This window comes from Ammonicoccus luteus, from assembly GCF_050880385.1.
GTDB lineage: Bacteria > Actinomycetota > Actinomycetes > Propionibacteriales > Propionibacteriaceae > Enemella.
Genome location: NZ_JBNZCI010000002.1, coordinates 25,092 through 43,766, shown reverse-complemented (window position 1 = coordinate 43,766; position 18,675 = coordinate 25,092). Strand labels below are relative to the sequence as shown.

The window sequence follows — 18,675 nt, the reverse complement described above, 5'->3', positions numbered from 1 at the left end:
GCCCCATGACGCGAGGCGATGGACGGGCACTTGACCAGCTGCGAGATGTGCGGTTCACGCGCAACTGGCTCGACCATGCGGAGGGATCGGTGTTGGTCGAGTTCGGCCTCACGCGCATTTTGGTCGCGGCGTCGGTCACCGAGGGAGTGCCCCGTTGGCGGCGGGGATCGGGGCTGGGGTGGGTGACGGCGGAGTACGCCATGTTGCCCCGCGCCACCCATGACCGGTCGGACCGTGAATCGGTGAAGGGCCGCATTGGTGGGCGTACTCACGAGATCTCCCGGCTCATCGGTCGCAGCCTGCGCGCCGTCATCGACTATCAGGCGCTCGGGGAGAACACGATCGTGCTCGACTGCGATGTGTTGCAGGCCGATGGGGGGACGCGGACCGCGGCGATCACCGGCGCCTATGTGGCGCTCAGCGATGCGGTGAGCTATTTGCGCCAGCGGGACCTGCTCGTGTCGGAGCCCCTGACGGGATCGGTGCAGGCCGTGTCCGTGGGCATCGTGGGCGGGGTGCCGATGCTCGACCTTGCGTACGCGGAGGACTCCACCGCCGACACCGACATGAACGTCGTGATGTCGGGGGACGGCCGGTTCATCGAGGTGCAGGGAACCGCGGAACAGGCGCCGTTCGACCGTTCGGTCATGGACCAACTCCTGGATCTCGCCGCGAAGGGATGCGCGGACCTCGACGTGCTGCAACGCGAGGCGCTCGCCTCATGACGACGACGCCACCGGCGGGCACCGTGGTGCTTGCGACCCGCAACGCGAAGAAGCTCACCGAACTGCGCCGCGTGCTCGCGGCCGAGGGCATCGAGGTGCTCGGGCTGGACGACGTCGCGGACTATCCCGAACCAGCGGAAACCGAGTCCACGTTCGAGGGCAACGCTGTGCTCAAGGCACGCGCCTGTGTTGCCGCGACCGGACTGCCCGCGCTGGCGGACGACTCGGGTCTGACGGTGCCCGCGTTGGGCGGGATGCCGGGCGTACGCTCGGCGCGCTGGGCCGGGCCCGGCTCGACCGACGCCGAGAACTTGGCGCTCGTCCTGCGCCAACTGGCCGACGTGCCCAATGACCGGCGCGGCGCACGCTTCGAGTGCGTCCTGGCGCTGGCGCTCCCGGACGGTCGGACCGAGGTGGCGCACGGCGCGGTCGAGGGCCGGCTGACGATGTGGGCGAGGGGGGAGAACGGGTTCGGATACGACCCCATCTTCCTTCCCGACGGCCACGACCGCACCACCGCCGAAATGGCGCCGGAGGAGAAGGATGCGATCAGTCACCGTGGCCGAGCGATCCGGGCGATGGCGCCCCTGCTCATCGCGGCGATGCGGGGGACGGCACGATGAAGCAATATCTCGATCTGCTCGACCACGTGCTCACGACGGGGGTGACGAAGACCGACCGGACGGGGACGGGGACGATCAGCGTCTTCGGGCACCAAATGCGGTTCGACCTGCAGGCGGGCTTTCCGCTGGTGACCACCAAGAAGGTCCATCTGCGCTCGGTGATCGGTGAGCTGCTGTGGTTCCTGCGCGGCGACTCGAACGTGGGTTGGCTGCAGGAGAACAAGGTGACGATCTGGGACGAGTGGGCGGACGCGGCCGGTGAACTGGGCCCCGTCTACGGCGTGCAATGGCGTTCCTGGCCCACACCCGACGGTCGCCACATCGACCAGATCCAGCAGGTAGTGGAGTCGATCCGCGCGAATCCCGACTCCCGGCGGCACATCGTGAGCGCCTGGAATGTGGGCGAGTTGGACAAGATGGCCCTCCCGCCTTGCCATGCCATGTTCCAGTTCTATGTGGCCCCGGCGCCGGCCGACGCGGCTGATCAGCGCGCGCGCCTGTCGTGCCAGCTCTATCAGCGGTCCGCGGACCTGTTCTTGGGCGTGCCGTTCAACATTGCGTCGTACGCGTTGTTGACGCACATGGTCGCCCAGATCTGTGGGCTCGGCGTGGGCGATTTCGTCCACACGCTGGGCGATGCGCATGTCTATCTGAACCACGTCGAGCAGGTCCGCACGCAACTCGCCCGCGAGCCCCGGGCACTCCCGCGTCTGACCCTGAACCCATTGGTTCAGAGTCTCGACGAGTTCGGGTTCGAGGACATCGCGGTGGAGGGCTACGATCCGCATCCCGGCATCAAGGCCCCGATTGCCGTATGACCCAGCAACGCACCCTGCCACCGACGATCACCGCCATCGCCGCCGTCGCCGCGAACGGTGTCATCGGTGTGGACAACACGATCCCCTGGCGCCTCGACGGCGATTTCGCCCGGCTGAAGCAGCTCACGATGGGCGGTGTGCTGGTAATGGGTCGCAAGACGTTCGACTCGATCGGGCGCCCGCTGCCCGGGCGGGACTCGTTCGTCGTGACACGCAATCCCGAGTGGCAGGCGCTTGGCGTACGCACCTTCGGCGACGTGGACGCCGCCCTCGACGCCGCCCTCGAGACCGGAAAACCAGTCTGGGTGTTCGGCGGTGGCGAGATCTATCGTCAGGCGTGGCCGCGCACGACCGCGCTCGAGATCACCCACGTGGAGCAGTCTCCGCCCGGCGACGCGACCTTTCCGGAGATCGATCCCGCGCAATGGCGGATGGTCGAGACGGAGGACCGCGAGGGGTTCTCGTGGGTGCGCTATGAGCGGATCAGGCGAGCTTGAGGATGAACTTCTGCTCGACGCGGTCCGTGATCGGGTGGCGCCGCGTCTGATTGGTGCCCTGCCAGCCCATGGCCTCATAGACGAAGATCGCGCGGATGTTGTCCGCATAGACCCACAGCTCGCCGGTGTCGAAGCCGCTGTCGCGCATCGCGCCGGGCACGGCGACAAGGATGCGTCGGGCCCAGCCTTCGCCCCAGTGCCCGGGAGCGACACCCATATAACGCATCTCGCCCACAGTGTCGTCCTCGGCCTCGCGAGCCGGCTGGACGGCGACGAAGACGAGCATCTCCTCGTTCTGCACCAGCGTCAGCAAAAAGGAGCGCTCTGAGGTGTCGAGCGTGTCCTGGATCAGCGGGATCGCCGCTGCATAGTCGTCGGAACTCGCGACGTTCTCGTCGCGTTTGGCGGTCGCATGGGCCCAGATGTGCGCCGCGCGATCAGCCGCTGAGGCATCGCGCGTCTTGACGATCTCCACTTGTTCTCCTCCTGCTCGTGGGGGCGGGCGCTCGGCGTGCCGAAGAAGGGACTCGAACCCTCACGCGCACGCGCACAGGAACCTAAATCCTGCGTGTCTGCCAGTTCCACCACTTCGGCCTGCGCTCCAGTGTATGCCGCGGGCTGGCATCTCGTTCTCGGGTGGTTGAGCGCTGGACTAGGTCAAATGCCCAGCTCGCGGCGCAAGCGGGCGACGTGGCCGGTGGCCTTGACGTTGTATTGAGCGATGGCGACCGTGCCGGCACCCGACTCGTCGACATCGATCACGAACGTCGACCGGATAACTCCTTCGACTTCCTTGCCGTAGAGCTTCTTCAGGCCGAACGCGCCATAGGCCTTCATCACCGAACGATCAGCGTCGGACAGCAGGGGGAAGCTGATCGATTCCTTCGCGACGAAACGTGCCAGCTTGGCCTCCGCGTCGGGGGAAATGCCGAGCACCTCGACGCCGGCACCGGTGAACTCGGCGTCCGCAGCCGTGAAATCGACGGCCTGGGTGGTGCATCCGGGTGTCATGGCGGCCGGATAGAAATAGACGACCACACGCAGACCGGCGAAGTCGGACAGGGAGACGGTCTTGCCTTCGGCGTCGGGCAGGCTGAACGCGGGTGCCGGATCGCCGGCTGCCAATCGGGTCGTCATGGCCACACCCTAGCCCGCTGGTGGCGGACGACCGGTGCTGTATAGGCTGTCGGACGAGCCGCTCCGGCGGCGGAACCGTCAGTTTGCAGGACCCCGGACAGGAGCACCATGGCCGATCAGACGTCCCATCGGAGCCGGTCGCAGATCGAGGCCGATCTCGCCGCCACCCGAGCCCGGCTGTCCGTAGCCCTCGAGGACCTCATCGACCAGGTGCATCCCGCCAAGGTCAAGCAGCGGCAGGTGTCGAACGTCAAGACCCTGGTCCGGGGCGAGGTCGACAATGCGAAGGCACAGTTCAAGACCGTCGCCGGTGACTGGCGACTCGATCGCATCGCGATGATCGGCGGCTCGGTGGTTGGTGCCATCGTGCTGGTCGCGGTCCTGCGCGGCATCGTTCGGCGCGGGAAGGTGAAGGGCGAGCTCGCCAAGTGACCGATCTCGATCCGTCCGGTGACGCCCTGCCGATCCGGATGTTGCACGACCGTGTCCTGGTGTCGACCGAGGGCGAGTCGGGCGAGCGGCGCAGCGGCGGTGGCATCCTGATTCCCGCGACCGTGGCAATCGGCCGTCGGCTCACGTGGGGTCGGGTGGTTGCGGCGGGTGGAAGCGTACGCGCGGTCAAGGTGGGCGATCGGGTCCTCTTCGATCCGCAGGAGCGCGCCGAGGTGGAGGTGCGGGGCAAGGACTATGTCCTGCTGCGCGAACGTGACCTTCACGCGGTCGCCGCTGAGCGACTGTCCGAGGGGCACACGGGCCTGTATCTATGAGCGTTCGGGCCGTCGCGTTTTGACCCGTGGGACGGGTTGGAAAACAACGACCCGAGAGCGTTCCGCTGAGGGAACCGGATTTGCGCGACGTGGAGGGCTTGGGTAATGTTTCACCTCGCGCGCACCGCTAGCTCAACTGGCAGAGCAATTGACTCTTAATCAATGGGTTCAGGGTTCGAGTCCCTGGCGGTGTACTGAACGAAAGGCCCTCTGACCAGGAGTTTTCCTGGTCAGAGGGCCTTTGTTCTTTGTCCGGCACAGGATCTAGAGATCGCCAATCCTTGCCACTTGTGGGCCAGCGCCCTCCTGGCTGGCCGACGAGCTATCGCGAGGGCGGCACCCCGCAGGTGGCGGTGGCGGTGTTGCCATCGGCGTCGGTCGCGGTCACCACGGCATCGCCCTTCAGGACGACTTTCTTGTTGACCGCGCCGGTGAACGGCGACACGGACGGTTTCGCACCGGGCGCTTGGGTCAACTTGATCGTGGTGCCGTCGGCGTACGGTCCGAAGACAGCCGCGGACTGTGCATCCTTGATCGTCAGCGTGACCGGAGCGGCGCCGCCGCTGGACTCGAGTCGGATGAAGCCGGACTGGGCCGCGTTCGGCATGACCTTGCCCGAAGGATTGGGCCCGGGAGCGCAGGTAACGGCAAGAGGCGACACCGGTGCCTCCTTGACGGTGACGGTGACTTTTTGGGTGTATTCAGCGGTTGCGGCGGCGCCGTTGATCGAGAACGGCACCGAGCAGGTCAGCGTCGCTCCCGGGGTGGCTCCCGGAGCGACGGTCAGCGTCTCGTCGAACACCGCGTCCGAGCCGCTGGGCACCGTTCGGGAGGCCGGGGTCAGCGAGATGCTGAGACCGGCATCGCAGATCGGCGCGGCCGTGACGGTCGCCGGAATGCTGGTCAGTCCCGAAAGGATGGTCGTGGACACGGCGGCCGCGTCGACGCCGGTGTAGAGGCTGCCGCCCGTCCCTTGGCTGATCGCGGTCGCCTGACCGGTTTGGTCGAGCCCTAAGTTCGGAATCCCGGCGTCGATCGCCACCACTCTGACGCCGCCAGCGGACAGCGAGGCGATCGCCTCGACCATCGTGTGACCGTTGCTCGGATCGTGTCCGTAGGCGTTACCCACCCACACGACGATGCGGGACGAACCCGTCCGCCACGCGATCGCTCCGCCGTCGCTCACCTGCCACAGGGCGTTGATCTGGTCCTCCGGCCAGTCGTTGCCGTTGGTCAACGGGATGCTGTCCACCGCTGTCTGGGCCACCGCTGCATCAGAAGTCAGGTTAGTAGCGACCGCGAACGGAATCAGGTCGGTCATATCGGCATAGGTCGCCACCGCGAACTGGGCATCCGGCTGCGCGGCCTTCACCGAGGTGATGATGTTGTTCATCCCGGACCGCACGTTGGCGATGGCGCCGGACATGCTTGCCGTGTTGTCGATAAGGAACAAGATGTCGGGCTTGGGCGAGATGCTGGGGGTCGAGACCGTCTTCGTGATGTGGACGACGTCGCCCGGATTGAGTGAGTCGGATACCGAGATCGGGTTGACCCCGGCACCGAATGCCAGGGCTGGGACGCTGATCAGGGCTGTCACCGCGCCAAGGGCGGTGGCAATAATTGTGCGAGCACGCATCAGGGACTCCTTCAGAGATATGCGTTGGTGCACCCTGATCAGGGCCAGGCTGGTCCGGTCAGGTGCGCACAGGCTAATAAGTCCAAAAGGGCCGGCGCAAGGCTCAGCGGGAGGTCTCCAGTCGGTGCCGCGCAGCGCGCCAGGACGTGACCGTCAGTGCCAGCGAGCAGATGAACATCGGGAGATGCAGGACGCCCATCCACCACCCGCTCGGGCTCAGGACGAACCAGGTCAGCAGGTTCCATGTGGCGAACAGCAGACCCACGCTGCCGACGGCGACGCGCAACCACGCCGGATGGGCGTCGGGCCGCAGGAACAGCGCTCCGGCGACGACTGTGGTGACCATGCAGAAGGTGACGCCGGCCCCGTTGGTCAGCAGGCCGTCCCACCCTGGGACGGGATGGCCGGCGACGACGGCGTACGGGAACGCTGCCGCGAACGCCATCAGCGGCACCGCCCACAGCCGGCCGGTCCGCAGCGGTGCGGCGTCCGCCGCGGTCCGACCGAGACTGATCAGACAGGCCGCGGCCAGGGCGAACTGGACCACGGCGTTGCCCGCGAGAAAGGCGAGGCCGGTGCCGGGCAGCACCGACGCGTTCTGGAAGAGGCCGGTGATGACGGACATGACCGCGAAATACGCGATCAACAGTCGGGGCGAGTGCCGGCTCCCGGTCACCGCGAGGATGCCGATCGCCACGAGCGCCCCCTTCGCGATCGGCAGCAGCACGGGCACCGACTCCGACAACGGAGCGGAGAGCACCCGCTGAACGACCTCGGCCACCTCAGGGCCGCTGACCAGTCGACCGGCCACCACGGCGGGCACGAGCATATTCAGCACGATCGGAACCACCAGGAACAGCCAGATCGGTCGTCGACGGGAACGGTGACGCATGGGGATCCTCTACTTCGCGCGCTGGTGGCAGCGTACTCCCGCGTCGATCCACGCACCTGCGTCGCGCGCGAGAGCGTCCCGGACTAGGCTCCTGCCGCAGGCGCAACGAGGCGTACGCAGACGGAGGGCTCCCATGAAGCTGCACGAATTCCCGCGGTATCCGCTCACCTTCGGGCCCAGTCCGCTGCAGCATCTGAAACGTCTCACCCAACACCTCGGCGGGGCCCAGATCTGGGCCAAGCGGGAGGACATCAACAGCGGCCTGGCGTTCGGTGGGAACAAGGTGCGGAAGTTGGAGTACATCGTCCCGGACGTCCTCGACTCCGGCGCGGACACGCTCGTCTCCATCGGTGGCTATCAGTCCAACCACACCCGGCAGGTCGCGGCCGTCGCTGCGCATCTCGGGCTCAAGTGCCGGCTCGTGCAGGAGACCTGGGTGCCCTGGGACGATCCCATGAACGACCGGGTTGGCAACATCCTGCTCTCGCGCATGATGGGCGCCGACTCGCGCCTCGACCCGCACGGATTCGACATCGGCATCCGCGATTCCTGGAAGGAAGCGCTCGCAGAGGTGGAGGCCAAGGGCGGCAAGCCCTATCCGATCCCCGCAGGCGCGTCGGAACACCGACTCGGTGGTCTCGGGTTCGCCAATTGGGCATTCGAAGTGGCCGAGCGGGAGAAGGAACTCGGCGTGCTGTTCGACACCATCATCGTCTGCACCGTCACCGGTTCCACCCATGCCGGGATGATTGCCGGTTTCGCCGCACTGGAGGATCTGACGGGCGTCAAGCGTCGCGTGCTGGGCATCGACGCGTCTGCGACTCTCGAGCAGACCCGGGACCAGGTGGGTCGGATCGCCCGGCACACGGCCGAGCTGATCGAGCTCGGCCGCGACCTCCGCGATGACGAGATCCAGGTGCTGGAGGGGTGGGCGGGGGAATTGTACGGCCTCCCCGTCGACAGCACGATCAACGCCATGGCCCTCGGTGCTCAACTGGAGGCGATGATCACCGATCCCGTCTATGAGGGGAAGTCGCTCGCCGGCCTGATCGACCTCGTCAAGTCGGGGGAGATCGGCAAGGACTCGACGGTGCTGTACGCCCACCTCGGCGGTCAGCCCGCGCTGAATGCGTACCACCGCCTGTGGGATTGACCCCTAGTGGCCGGTGAAGGGCTTGACGACGCCCAATCCGCACTCCCGGTCGTGGAGCGGGTGCTCCTCGCGGTGGAACTCGTCCCGGTCGGTCGAGTGGTCAGTTATGGCGAGGTGGCGGAGCTCGTCGGCACGAGCGCTCGACGGGTCGGTGCGGTGCTCAAGCTGCACGGTGGGGCGGTGCCGTGGTGGCGTGTCACCAACGCGCAGGGCGAACTACCTGCACCGTTGCTGGCCGAGGCCAAGACGCACTGGTCCGCCGAGGGGATCGGGATCGCTGCCTCCGGCCGTGGGTGCCGGAGGGCGCAGCACCGGGCGGATCTGACGGCGCTCGGTGCGGCGTACGACCGCGTCGCTTTTTGACCCGCCCCACGGGTCAAAGGGTGAGGGCGCAGACTCTCCCACCTGGATCCGGGCGCCGGAGCGCCAACTTCACGCCCGCACGGCCGCCAACCGCGCCCGCCGCAACGCGTCGTGGGCGGGCAGATAGAGGGGATCCAGCTCGTGGCCGAGCGCCAGCTCGAGCAGCCAGTCCGCGAGGGCGGGGTTGCGGGGAAGGACGGGGCCATGGGGATACATGCCCACGACCGTGCCCTGCAGGGCACCCTCGGTGCCGTCGTTCGCGTTGCCGACCCCGACCTCGACGTGGGCGAACGGCTGGGCGTCATCACCGAGATGGGTGTAACCACCGTGGTTCTCGAAGCCCGAGATCCACGCGTCGTCGCCGAACCGGCCGATCCAGCGGTGCAGGACCTCCCCGACAGCCCGGCGCGGCCCGCGGGTGGTGGTGACGTCCAGCAGGCCGAGACCCTCCCGGGGTTCGTCAGCGTCTCCGACGCCGAAACTGTGGCCGAGGATCTGATAGCCCGCACACACCGCGAAGACAACAGCGCCGCGGTCCACCGCACGATGCAGACCGCCGTCGGCCTTGAGCGCCTTGACCGCCGCGGTCTGTGCGCCGTCCTCGCCGCCGCCGAGCAGGAAGATATCGCCCGTTTCAGGCAGTGGCTGACCTGGCTCGACCCAGGTGACCTTGGTGTCGATGCCCCGCCACTCGGCGCGCTTCTGCAGCACCTTGGTGTTGCCCTGGTCGCCATAGATGCCCAGCAGGGACTGATAGACCTGCACGATCTCGAGGCTCATGCGAGCCCTCCCATCTTCCGCAGTTTCTGGAACGGGGTGTACGTCGCGATGACATCGATCGGCTCGGGGTGTCCCGCGAGGGCCTTCGCGAGGTCGGGCTCGACGCGGTGTTCGACCTCGGCGTAGGTGAGGCGTACGGCCAAATCGTCGGCCCGCGGACCGGATGCGATGACGGTGCGACCGGCCAACTGCTCGAAGTCGACGTCCCAGAGCCAGGACACGTCCTTGCCGTCGGCGGCCACGGAGTCGATCGCGAGCACCAGCGTCTCGGTCTCCGCGATCGGAAGCGCCTCGGCCCAGCCCGCGGGGTTCTTCGCGAGGAGCAGGCGTGCAGTGGTGGAGCCGAAACGGGCGGTGGCGAAGCGGCCGGCGGGGGAGGTGACGGTGCGCATCCCGCTGATCGCGGTGGCTGGATCGACGCCGAGCAGGGCCGCAGCGGCCAGGGCGCAGGCAGCATTGGAGACATTGAAGGCGCCGGGCACCCGCAAGTGGGGCTCCCACACGGTCCCGTCGGGCCCGATGATCGTGTCGCCCTGGACCCGCCAGGTCGTGGGTGGCTTGGCGAGGTCGCAGCCGGTGCAATGCCAATAGCCGGGAACATCCTCGGTCGGGTCGGTGCGCTCCAGGGTGGCCCCGCACTCCGGGCACAGCACCGAATCGGCATGCCAGACGGTCTCGGTGTCGACCCAGACGATGTCGTGGCCCTTCCGCGCGGCCCACACGATCAGCGGCTCCTCGGCATTCGCCACGACCACTGGACCACTGGCCCCGGCGCGCTCGAGCGCCTTGCGCCACGACGAACCGAGGGACTTGATCTCGTGGTGCCGGTCGAGCTGGTCGCGACTGAAGTTGAGCAGGACCAGCACTTCCGGGCGCCCGAGGCGGATCACGTCCGCCACCACCCGCTCGTCCGTCTCGAGCACCGCGATGTCGGCCCGGGGTGCCCGGCTCAGCGCCGATGCGATCCCGTAGTGCAGGTTCGCGCCGTCGGCGTTTGTCACCAATCGGCGCGCCGCACTGCCCAGCCCGGCGCGGACGGCCGCCGCCAGCAGATGCGTCGTGGTCGTTTTGCCGTTCGTGCCCGACACCACGACCGTTCGGCGGCCCTGGAGCAGTTTCGCGAGCGACCCCGGGTCGATGCGCTGCATCACCTGGCCCCTGATCGACGCACCGGATCCGCGGCGAGCGAGCCGGGAGGCGGTGGCGGCCAAGGCGCCCGCCATCACGGCAGTGTTGAGGCGAAGGCGCGAGAGCGTGGACATCGGTGGCGGCGTGGTGGCACGCCGGGTGAGCTCAGCGGACGACATGGCCCCCATTCTGTCCTAAGCCGGCGACCGAGCACCTGCGCGTGACGCGCGACGAAACGCGTACTTAACACGGTTGTTTCTCAGGCAGGCAGCAACTCGAGCTGGCTGAGCAGCGCGATCGTCTGCCCGATGCCGTCCTCCGCGCAGATCCGGGTGCGAACGTCCGCTGCCCGACGCTCGAAGCCGGCGGTATCGGGGCCCGCGACCAAGTCGTTCGTCAGGCGGGCGAGGCGTTCCGGTGTCAGCCGGAGGAAGGGAACCGGCTCGGGCCCGAGTCCGAGCCGGTGCAACCGCCACGCGTGATAGGGCTGGTCCGCTGCGAAGGGCGCGGCCACCGTCGGCCGTCCAGACCGCAGCCCCATCTGGGTGGTGCCCGCGCCGCCGTGATGGATCAGCCCGGCCATCTGCGGAAAAAGCAGGTCGTGCGGGGCGTCGGTGATCGCGTACGCGTCCTCGGCCACCCGCCCCGACGGCCCGGGGTCCGGTGCCGGGACGACCACTCGCCGGCCTGCCGCTCGGCCCGCGGCGATCGCCAGATCGAATCCCTCCCGACCCGTGGCGCCGGTCATGCTGCCCATGCCGATGAACACCGGCGGCGGTCCGTCGGCGAGAAACAGCTCGAGTTCGGGGTCGAGCCGGGCATCCGGGTCGGGTGCGAAGAGGAAGCCGGTTTGGTGTACGCCGGCGGGCCAGTCGGACGCGGGCGGAATCAGCACCGGGCTGGCGGCGACCACGCGCGGGTGTGCGTCAACTGCATCCCTGATCTGGTGGGTTCGCCACGCGGGTCGGCCGAGTCTGGCCCTGAGGGCCTTCGTGACGGGCGCGCCGACGGCCGTCACGAGCGACCAGTTGAGGTTGACTCCCCAGCGGTTGTACGCCTCCCAGCGCCTGAACCCATGCGCGAAATAGTGGCTCTCCCGGTGCAGCGTGGGGAACTGCCCGCTGAAGGCGATGGTGGCGACGGGACAGCCGCGCTCCTCCGCCAGAGTGGGGCCCACCCCGGCGCCGAGCACTCCGCTGAGCACAGTGTCGCCCGGTTGCACCGCGGACAGCACGGCGTCCGTCGCGGGCTCGGCCACGTGCCGCGCCCAGCGGTTCAACAGCCACCCCTGGCCGCCGGAAGTCGAGGCGAAGCGGCGCAGGCGCCCGGCCGTGGTGAGGATTTCGGCGAGCGACGCGTCGACCGGGACGAACGGCACGTCCTGCTGGGCAGCCAGCCCCGCGTACTCCTTGAGCGCCACCACCCGCACCACCGCACCCCGACGGCCCAGCGCGCCGGCGAGCCTCGCCATCGGCTCCACATCACCGCGCGAGCCGAGCGCCACGAACACGATGGCGGGCGTCACGCCGGATCGGTGGATCGGATGGTGGTGAGGATCTCCTCGGCGACCCGCTCGGGATGCTTCTCCGGCAGCCAGTGATCGGCGTCGATCTCCACGAAGCGATAGGGGCCCTGGCAATAGCGCTCGGTCGCCTCGGCCGCGACCCGGCCGAGATAGGCATCGCGGTTGCCCCAGAGATAGGTGGTGGGGACGGTGACGGGATTGTCGGCGAAGTACGCCCCGGCGGGCCGGGTCAAGAGTCCCCGATAGACCCCCAGTGTGGACCTCAACGCGCCCGGGTGGCGGAGCCAGCGGAGATAGGCACGTTCGTGATGCTCGGGAAGCCCGAGAGACGCCAGGCCGTTGCGCTTCAGGCCCCAGCCGAGGACGGCCTCGGGGAGTGCTGGGATTTGCATGGCAAGCATGTACCAACTCATCAACCCCTGTCGCGACCGCAATGATGCCCAGCGCGCCGCCGCCGGGTGGGGAGTGGCGATCGAGGTGAGCGTGCGCACGCGGTCCGGGTGCTGGGTCGCGAGAAGCCAGGCGATGCCCCCGCCCCAGTCGTGGCCGACGATGTGCGCACGGTCGATGCCCGCGGTGTCGAGCAGCGCGAGGGCGTCGGCGACCAAACGCTCTGTGCGATAGGCCCGCCGTCCCTCGGGCATCGCTCCGGCGGTGAAGCCGCGCAGCGCCGGAGCGAGACAGCGGACTCCGCCGGCGGAAAGCAGGGGGATCACATCCGACCAGGCGTGCGGCGTCTGGGGATAGCCGTGCAGCAGAACAGCGGTCTCCCCGTCGGTTGCGGTGATCCCCGAGGGTGCTGCGTCGATCACCTCGAACACGAGGCCGTCGTTCTCGAAGCGGTCCATTGTTTCTCCCGTCGTCCACCCCCATTCTGACTTATTCCACGACTGTGGAACAAGGGCTTCGGGTGCTCGCGCGGCAGAAGAACGGCGAGTGTGTCAGCCCTTTCGACGAGGGCTCTAGAGTATCGATATGTCACCCACCGCGCCGCCCATCACGATTGCGCTGGTCAACGACTATCAGGTGGTCATCCAGGGCGTCGCGCGCATGCTCGAGAACCACCCGCGACTCCGCGTTCTGGAGATCGATTCGCTGGCCGATCCGGACCGTCCGGTGGATGTGGTCCTGTACGACGCGTTCGCCGCCCAGCGGCGGGAGGCGGACCTGACCCGGCTCCTGCGGGACCCCCGCTGTGGGCGCGTAGTCGTCTATTCGTGGCACGACGGGGCAGCCGAGGTGCGGGAGGTTCTCGGGCTGGGCGTGCACGGCTATCTGTCGAAGGCCTTGGACGCACAGGAATTCGCCGACGCACTTGTGCGCGCCCACGCTGGCGAGCAGGTGGTCGAACCCAAGCCGGTCCCGGACGACTTCGCCGCCGGCGACTGGCCGGGACGCAGCCAGGGCCTGACCGCTCGCGAGGCCGAGATCGTTGCGCTCATCACTCAAGGGGTAACGAACCAGGACATCGCCCGCACGTGCTTTCTGAGCATCAACTCGGTGAAGTCCTATATTCGCTCCGCCTATCGCAAGATGGGCGTGCAGCGTCGCAGCCAGGCGGTGCGCTGGGGGATCGACCACGGCCTCCAGCCAAGGCCCGCCCGGGTGTCCGGCTCGGAGGTCAGCGGTCTCTGACCACCTTTTCGGGTGAGCCGCTCCCGCCGTCCGGCCAGCGCAGCTAGTGGTCCTGGCGCTCGTAGATGCGGATGCAGACCAACACGGACACGACCAGCCCGACCAGCCCCAGCGCCAGGAGGCCGAGCACTGCCCAGGACCCCCCCCGAGCCCAGGGACGCCACGAGCTCGGCCAGGGCTTCCTGCCCCAGGCCGAAGCCCACGACCCCGGAGATGGCCAGGGTGACGGCCAGCGCGACGAAGGATCCGGTGACCGCGCCCCAGCGAACCTGCAGCGGGATCATGAGCGACAGCACCACGAACAACGACCCGACCAGCGCGACCCCGGACAGCACGAGCCCTTCGATCGGCTCGCCGCGCACCACGGCCGCCAGGGCCGCGAACGCCAGCCCGATGACGACGGCGAGCGTCGTCACACCGACTGTGACGAGGTAGTGCGACACCATGACCGTGCGGCGCCGGACCGGGAGCGACCCGTAGAGCGTCGTCAGCTTGTTGGTCTCGGCCGTCCCGAAGAGGGTGAGGCCGATCATCATGCCGACCACCGCGAGCAGGGGCATCGAGAAGGTGACGCCGCCCGCGAACGCGAATACGGCCGACATCACGATGAAGATGGCGAACATGCGGCGCTGGGCGACCAGCGAGTGCAGGTCGAGGCGGAGCATGGGTGCGAGGTCAGACATGGCTCGGCTCCTTGGCGAGGTGGACGACGATCTCTTCCAGCGAGGGCTTCTCGACGACGACGCCGCGGCCCAGCGAGACGGTGTCCGGGGTGGACATCAGGCCTTCCCAGCCCTGCGCGTGTTCCCGCAGGCCCCGGACGAACGGGCGCACGGCGTCCAACTCGGACGCCGCCCCGTGCACCATGCGCCACTCGTCGGTGAGCTCGTCGCGGGCGGTGGACGCCAGCAATCGGCCCTCGTGGATGATCGTCACGTAGTCGGCGATCTTCTCCAAGTCGGTGGTGATGTGCGTCGAGAAGAGCACGGTGTGTGCCTCGTCGGTCATGAAGTCGGCCACCATGTCGAGCAGTTGGCTGCGCGCCAGCGGGTCGAGGCCGGAGGTGGGCTCGTCCAGGATCAGCAACTCGGCGCCGTGGCTGAGCGCCACCGCGAGCTGCAACTTCATGCCCATGCCGCGGGAGAGTTCCTTCACCTTCTTCGAGGCGTCGATGCCGGCCCAGGCGAGCAGGCTGTCGAACCGGCGCTGGTCCCAGGCCGGGTAGAACGGCGCGAGCGCGCGTCCGACGACGGCGGCCGTCCAGCCGGCGACATAGGCGGGCTGGTCGTGGACGACGCCGATCCGGTCGTGGCCGACCACGTCGACGATGCCGGCGTCGGGGAGGGCCATCCCGAGGGTGGTCTTGATCAGGGTGGTCTTGCCGGCGCCGTTGGCGCCGACCAGGCCCATGACGAAGCCGCGGGGCACGACCAGGTCGACCGGCCCCAGCGTGAAGCCGTCGTAGGTCTTGGTGATGCCGCGCAGCTCGAGGGGGTTCATGACTGCTCCTCGCTCTCGATGAGGGTGGCGAGCACCTGGTGGAGCTCGGCCGTGGTGAGGCCGGCGAGGCGCCCGACCCGGACGCCGTCGGCGAACAGCTCCTCGACCTCGCCGAGCGCCCGCTCCCGGACGAGCTCGGCGTTGCGGGGCAGCACGTAGCTGCCCTTGCCGGGCACGTTGGTCACGAAGCCCTCGGCGGCGAGGTCGGCGTAGGCGCGGGTGGTCGTGATGACACTCACGCGCAGGTCGCGCGCCAGCCCCCGGATCGACGGCAGCAGGTCACCCTCGGCCACGTCACCGCGCAGGATGGCCGCCTTGAGCTGCCCCTTGATCTGCTCGTAGATCGGGACGCCGCTGGTGTTGGACAGCACCACGTCGAGACCCATCACCAACTCCTCTACTGTATATGTACACCATAGACAGTAAGTACAGTCGGGTCAAGGCTCCCAGCCACGAGTGCGTTGTTGAGCTCGCAAGCGACGTCGCGCGCCATCGGGCGGATGCGGTCGAGGCCTCGACCAACTGTCGTCGAGCTGCGAGGGTGGGGAGTCAGCGCACCAGGGACGGGAGCAGGCATGCAGGCAGTCACGTGGCAGGGCATCGAGGACATCAGGACGATCGAGGTTCCGGATCCGGTGATCCAGGACCCCACGGACGCGATCGTGCGGGTCACGTCGACGGCGATCTGCGGCTCGGACCTGCACCTTTATTCGGTTCTCGCGCCGTTCCTGCAGCCGGGTGACGTGCTGGGGCACGAGTTCATGGGGATCGTCGAGTCGGTCGGCTCGGGGGTCGCCACCCTGGCCCCGGGCGACCGCGTCGTGGTTCCCTTCACGATCTCCTGCGGGCGCTGCTGGATGTGCCAGCGCGGGCTGTTCGCGCAGTGCGAGACGACTCAGGTCACCGCGCAGGACAAGGGGGCCAGCCTGTTCGGCTACACGTCCCTGTACGGCTCCGTCCCCGGCGGGCAGGCCGAGTTGGTCCGGGTCCCGCACGCGGACTTCGGCCCCGTGAAGCTGCCGGCCGGGGTGGACGACGAGCGCTTTCTCTATCTGAGCGACATCCTGCCGACCGCGTGGCAGGGGGTGGAGTACGCCGGCGTCGGCGCCGGAGACACCCTCGCGATCCTCGGTCTCGGACCGGTGGGGCAGCTGGCCGTTCGGGCCGCCAAGCAGCGCGGGGTCGAGCGAGTGATCGCGGTGGACCTCGTGGACGAGCGGCTGGAGCTCGCCCGCGAGTGGGGAGCCGAGGCGCTGGACCGGCGCCAGGTCAAGGACGTCGCGGAGGCGCTCAAGGACATGACGGGCGGCCGCGGTCCGGACGCGGTCCTCGACGCCGTCGGCATGGAGGCGCACGGCAACCCGGTCGCCGAGAAGGTCATCGCCGGCGCCGCACGCCTGCCGAAACCCGCGGGACGCGCGGCCATCCGGCACGCAGCGATCGACCGGCTGGACGCGGTGCACACGGCGATCGACGCGGTCCGTCGGGGCGGCACGGTGTCGCTGTCGGGGGTCTATGGCGGAATGATCGATCCGATGCCGATGATGACGATGTTCGACAAGGGCATCACGATGCGGATGGGCCAGTGCCATGTCCGCCGGTGGACCGACGACCTCCTGGCGCTGGCGCAGCGCGACGGCGATGTGCTCGGTCTGGAGACCCTGGCCACCCACCGCGTGGGCCTGGCTGACGCCGCTGAGGCGTACAAGATGTTCCAGACGAAATCCGACGGCTGCATCAAGGTCGTCCTGAAGCCCTAGCCGAGCAGGGACCGCAGCCGCTGGGCGTTGCGGACGGCGTGGCCGTGGCCGTCATTGTTGAAGTACGCCCAGACGCCGCGCCCCTGCCCCTGCCATTCCCGGATCCGATCCGCCCACCAGTGCAGATCGGCGTCGGAATAGGACCCGGCGTACAGGTGGTGGTGGTCGGGGCCGTGGAGCCGGACGTAGACCCGGGGTGCCGTCGCGCGCAGCACGCAGGGGAGGCCTGCCCCGGACAGGACGGTGTACGCCGCACCGTGCCGCTCGAGCAGACCGAAGACCTCGTCGACGACCCAGGTCGGATGCCGGAATTCGATGGCGACCGGGATCCGGTCGGGCAACTGCGCCAGGAAATAGTCGAGTCGCGCGTCGTCCCGCGCCAGGTCGGGCGGAAGCTGGACGAGCAGGAGCCCGGCCCGGTCGCCGAGCAGGTCCCAGGAGGCCGCGATGCGGCCGATCCAGTATTCCGGCTCCCGCAGCCGCCGCGCATGCGTCAGCGCCCGGGGCGCCTTGACCGTCAGCCTGAAGCCCTCGGGCAGGCGCCGCCGCCAGGACGTGAACGCCGCGTCGCGCGGCCACCGATAGAAGCTCACGTTGAGTTCCACGGTGTCGAACGCGGCGGCATAGCGGGCGAGGCGATCGGCGGGCCGGCAGCCGTGATAGAGGACCTCGTCCCAGTGGTCGTAGGACCAGCCCGAGGTCCCGATCCGCAGTTCCACCGTGCGCCTCTCAGCCCAGCAGGTCGAGTACGGCCCGCTCGAGATCGTCCTGCCGATTGCGCGAGTTGCGGTGCTTCTTCGTGGCGGCCTCGGCGATGGTGGAGCCGGATTCGTACGCGTCGATGATGCGGGGATCGATATAGGAGTTGCGGGCGATCGTCGGGGTGTTTCCGAGATAGCTGGCGACCTCCTGGGTCGCCTGTTTGATCGCCCGCTTGCGGGAGGCCTTGGTGGTTCCCGGCTCGTCGGACAGGGCGAGGACCTCGGCGGCGATGACCGTGGCGTGCCAGGTGCGGAAGTCCTTCGCGGTCAGTGCCCCGCCGAACAGCACGCTCAGATAGTCGTTGACCTCGGCGCCGGTGAGATCGCGCCACGTGGTGCCGTCCTTCCAGGCGAGCAGGCGGTCGCTGTCGTCGCTGCGTCGGCGCATGGTCTCCAGGACCTTGATCGCAGCCTCGTCGTCGACCGCGATCGTGTGGCTGATGCCGGACTTGCCGACGAACGAGAACACGAGCGTGTCGTCGCGTCGACGGACGTGCTGACGCTCGAGCGTGGTGAGGCCGAACGACCCGTGGGCGTCGGTGTACGCGTCGTTCCCGATCCGGAAATAGCCGACGTCGAGCAGCCGCACCGCCACCGCCGCGGCCCGCTCGCGCGGCATGCCGCTGAGCTCGAGGTCCTCGTTCACGCGCCGGCGGGCCTGCGGGAGCATCGCGGCCGCCGTGGTGACGCGGTCGAACTTGGAGCGGTCGCGGCGGGCGCGCCAGTCGGGGTGATAAAGGTACTGCCGCCGGCCCGCATCATCCGTCCCCGTCGCCTGCAGGTGGCCGTTGGGCACCGGGCAGATCCACACGTCCTGCCACGCGGGCGGGATCGCCAGGGACTTGGCGCGCTCGACCTGGTCCGCCGACAGCGGTTTGCCGTCGGCGTCGGCATAGCTGAAGCCTTTGCCGCGGCGACGACGCGAATAGCCGGGCTGGCGGGGGCTGACGCGGCGGAGTCGGACCATGGGCGCAC

Annotated in this window: 23 protein-coding genes and 2 tRNA genes; 11 read left to right on the top strand and 14 right to left on the bottom strand. The window is 68.6% G+C overall.

All coding sequences use genetic code 11. From position 1 onward, the window contains the following. Positions 1 to 5: 5 nt before the first annotated feature. The 4 genes from rph to ACQ260_RS05510 are packed head-to-tail and all read left to right on the top strand — an operon-like array spanning position 6 to position 2,663. Positions 6 to 725: a ribonuclease PH gene (rph, locus tag ACQ260_RS05525; RefSeq protein WP_432558418.1), complete on the top strand. Its 720-nt coding sequence runs from the start codon at positions 6 to 8 to the stop codon at positions 723 to 725. Beyond that, entirely contained in the window at positions 722 to 1,348 is a 627-nt protein-coding gene (gene rdgB / locus ACQ260_RS05520; RefSeq protein WP_432558417.1) for an RdgB/HAM1 family non-canonical purine NTP pyrophosphatase, read from the top strand. The genes rph and rdgB overlap by 4 nt, the downstream gene beginning before the upstream one ends. Further along, positions 1,345 to 2,166: a thymidylate synthase gene (locus ACQ260_RS05515; RefSeq protein WP_432558416.1), complete on the top strand. Its 822-nt coding sequence runs from the start codon at positions 1,345 to 1,347 to the stop codon at positions 2,164 to 2,166. The genes rdgB and ACQ260_RS05515 overlap by 4 nt, the downstream gene beginning before the upstream one ends. Next, positions 2,163 to 2,663: a dihydrofolate reductase gene (locus ACQ260_RS05510; protein WP_432558415.1), complete on the top strand. Its 501-nt coding sequence runs from the start codon at positions 2,163 to 2,165 to the stop codon at positions 2,661 to 2,663. Before ACQ260_RS05515 ends, ACQ260_RS05510 begins: the two co-directional genes overlap by 4 nt. Here the strand turns inward: ACQ260_RS05510 and ACQ260_RS05505 are convergent. From ACQ260_RS05505 to bcp, 3 genes are all read right to left on the bottom strand, one after another. Then, positions 2,650 to 3,138: a GNAT family N-acetyltransferase gene (locus ACQ260_RS05505; protein ID WP_432558414.1), complete on the bottom strand. Its 489-nt coding sequence runs from the start codon at positions 3,136 to 3,138 to the stop codon at positions 2,650 to 2,652. The two genes, ACQ260_RS05510 and ACQ260_RS05505, sit on opposite strands and share 14 nt — an antisense overlap. A 37-nt stretch (positions 3,139 to 3,175) precedes the next feature. Beyond that, positions 3,176 to 3,257: transfer RNA gene (locus ACQ260_RS05500), tRNA-Leu, on the bottom strand. A 63-nt stretch (positions 3,258 to 3,320) separates the two neighbouring features. Continuing rightward, the gene (bcp, locus tag ACQ260_RS05495; protein WP_432558413.1) at positions 3,321 to 3,800 is read right to left on the bottom strand and encodes a thioredoxin-dependent thiol peroxidase; all 480 of its coding nucleotides are present in this window, start codon (positions 3,798 to 3,800) and stop codon (positions 3,321 to 3,323) included. A 108-nt stretch (positions 3,801 to 3,908) separates the two neighbouring features. Here bcp and ACQ260_RS05490 point away from each other — a divergent pair, with 108 nt between their 5' ends. From ACQ260_RS05490 to ACQ260_RS05480, 3 genes are all read left to right on the top strand, one after another. Continuing rightward, complete coding sequence (locus tag ACQ260_RS05490) at positions 3,909 to 4,232, top strand: DUF3618 domain-containing protein (protein WP_432558412.1); 324 nt, start codon at positions 3,909 to 3,911, stop codon at positions 4,230 to 4,232. 38 nt (positions 4,233 to 4,270) lie between these two features. Beyond that, positions 4,271 to 4,567, top strand: a complete 297-nt coding sequence (locus ACQ260_RS05485) for a GroES family chaperonin (RefSeq protein ID WP_432558848.1) — start codon at positions 4,271 to 4,273, stop codon at positions 4,565 to 4,567. Between the two features lie 121 nt (positions 4,568 to 4,688). Beyond that, positions 4,689 to 4,761, top strand: a tRNA-Lys gene (locus ACQ260_RS05480). Positions 4,762 to 4,889: 128 nt separating this feature from the next. Here ACQ260_RS05480 and ACQ260_RS05475 read toward each other — a convergent pair. Then, on the bottom strand, positions 4,890 to 6,203 hold the full coding sequence (locus ACQ260_RS05475; RefSeq protein ID WP_432558411.1) for a vWA domain-containing protein: 1,314 nt from the start codon (positions 6,201 to 6,203) through the stop codon (positions 4,890 to 4,892). A 103-nt stretch (positions 6,204 to 6,306) separates the two neighbouring features. Continuing rightward, positions 6,307 to 7,095 (bottom strand): hypothetical protein, encoded by a 789-nt coding sequence (locus ACQ260_RS05470; RefSeq protein ID WP_432558410.1) that lies wholly within the window; start codon positions 7,093 to 7,095, stop codon positions 6,307 to 6,309. Between the two features lie 133 nt (positions 7,096 to 7,228). Between ACQ260_RS05470 and ACQ260_RS05465 the strand changes: the two genes are divergently transcribed. Beyond that, the gene (locus ACQ260_RS05465; RefSeq protein ID WP_432558409.1) at positions 7,229 to 8,248 is read left to right on the top strand and encodes a 1-aminocyclopropane-1-carboxylate deaminase; all 1,020 of its coding nucleotides are present in this window, start codon (positions 7,229 to 7,231) and stop codon (positions 8,246 to 8,248) included. 51 nt (positions 8,249 to 8,299) lie between these two features. Continuing rightward, complete coding sequence (locus ACQ260_RS05460) at positions 8,300 to 8,611, top strand: MGMT family protein (RefSeq protein ID WP_432558408.1); 312 nt, start codon at positions 8,300 to 8,302, stop codon at positions 8,609 to 8,611. Positions 8,612 to 8,680: 69 nt separating this feature from the next. On the opposite strand, the gene ACQ260_RS05455 is transcribed toward ACQ260_RS05460, so the two are convergent. From ACQ260_RS05455 to ACQ260_RS05440, 4 genes are all read right to left on the bottom strand, one after another. Next, the gene (locus ACQ260_RS05455; protein ID WP_432558407.1) at positions 8,681 to 9,391 is read right to left on the bottom strand and encodes a type 1 glutamine amidotransferase; all 711 of its coding nucleotides are present in this window, start codon (positions 9,389 to 9,391) and stop codon (positions 8,681 to 8,683) included. Next, positions 9,388 to 10,539: a Mur ligase family protein gene (locus tag ACQ260_RS05450; RefSeq protein ID WP_432558847.1), complete on the bottom strand. Its 1,152-nt coding sequence runs from the start codon at positions 10,537 to 10,539 to the stop codon at positions 9,388 to 9,390. The genes ACQ260_RS05455 and ACQ260_RS05450 overlap by 4 nt, the downstream gene beginning before the upstream one ends. 239 nt (positions 10,540 to 10,778) lie before the next feature. Further along, the gene (locus ACQ260_RS05445; protein WP_432558406.1) at positions 10,779 to 12,044 is read right to left on the bottom strand and encodes a glycosyltransferase; all 1,266 of its coding nucleotides are present in this window, start codon (positions 12,042 to 12,044) and stop codon (positions 10,779 to 10,781) included. Next, the gene (locus ACQ260_RS05440; RefSeq protein ID WP_432558405.1) at positions 12,041 to 12,892 is read right to left on the bottom strand and encodes an alpha/beta fold hydrolase; all 852 of its coding nucleotides are present in this window, start codon (positions 12,890 to 12,892) and stop codon (positions 12,041 to 12,043) included. The genes ACQ260_RS05445 and ACQ260_RS05440 overlap by 4 nt, the downstream gene beginning before the upstream one ends. A gap of 127 nt (positions 12,893 to 13,019) precedes the next feature. Here ACQ260_RS05440 and ACQ260_RS05435 point away from each other — a divergent pair, with 127 nt between their 5' ends. Further along, positions 13,020 to 13,679 carry a LuxR C-terminal-related transcriptional regulator gene (locus ACQ260_RS05435; protein WP_432558404.1) on the top strand — a complete coding sequence of 220 codons (660 nt, stop codon included), beginning with the start codon at positions 13,020 to 13,022 and terminating at the stop codon, positions 13,677 to 13,679. Here the strand turns inward: ACQ260_RS05435 and ACQ260_RS05430 are convergent. The 3 genes from ACQ260_RS05430 to ACQ260_RS05420 are packed head-to-tail and all read right to left on the bottom strand — an operon-like array spanning position 13,568 to position 15,565. Continuing rightward, positions 13,568 to 14,362 carry an ABC-2 transporter permease gene (locus ACQ260_RS05430; RefSeq protein ID WP_432558403.1) on the bottom strand — a complete coding sequence of 265 codons (795 nt, stop codon included), beginning with the start codon at positions 14,360 to 14,362 and terminating at the stop codon, positions 13,568 to 13,570. The two genes, ACQ260_RS05435 and ACQ260_RS05430, sit on opposite strands and share 112 nt — an antisense overlap. Next, positions 14,355 to 15,179 (bottom strand): ABC transporter ATP-binding protein, encoded by an 825-nt coding sequence (locus tag ACQ260_RS05425; protein WP_432558402.1) that lies wholly within the window; start codon positions 15,177 to 15,179, stop codon positions 14,355 to 14,357. The genes ACQ260_RS05430 and ACQ260_RS05425 overlap by 8 nt, the downstream gene beginning before the upstream one ends. Then, positions 15,176 to 15,565, bottom strand: a complete 390-nt coding sequence (locus ACQ260_RS05420; protein ID WP_432558401.1) for a GntR family transcriptional regulator — start codon at positions 15,563 to 15,565, stop codon at positions 15,176 to 15,178. The genes ACQ260_RS05425 and ACQ260_RS05420 overlap by 4 nt, the downstream gene beginning before the upstream one ends. 189 nt (positions 15,566 to 15,754) lie before the next feature. Between ACQ260_RS05420 and ACQ260_RS05415 the strand changes: the two genes are divergently transcribed. Next, the gene (locus ACQ260_RS05415) at positions 15,755 to 16,939 is read left to right on the top strand and encodes a zinc-dependent alcohol dehydrogenase (RefSeq protein ID WP_432558400.1); all 1,185 of its coding nucleotides are present in this window, start codon (positions 15,755 to 15,757) and stop codon (positions 16,937 to 16,939) included. Here the strand turns inward: ACQ260_RS05415 and ACQ260_RS05410 are convergent. Beyond that, on the bottom strand, positions 16,936 to 17,658 hold the full coding sequence (locus ACQ260_RS05410) for a DUF72 domain-containing protein (protein WP_432558399.1): 723 nt from the start codon (positions 17,656 to 17,658) through the stop codon (positions 16,936 to 16,938). The genes ACQ260_RS05415 and ACQ260_RS05410 overlap by 4 nt on opposite strands. Before the next feature lie 10 nt (positions 17,659 to 17,668). Continuing rightward, positions 17,669 to 18,667: a DNA topoisomerase IB gene (locus tag ACQ260_RS05405; protein WP_432558398.1), complete on the bottom strand. Its 999-nt coding sequence runs from the start codon at positions 18,665 to 18,667 to the stop codon at positions 17,669 to 17,671. Between the last annotated feature and the right edge of the window lie 8 nt (positions 18,668 to 18,675).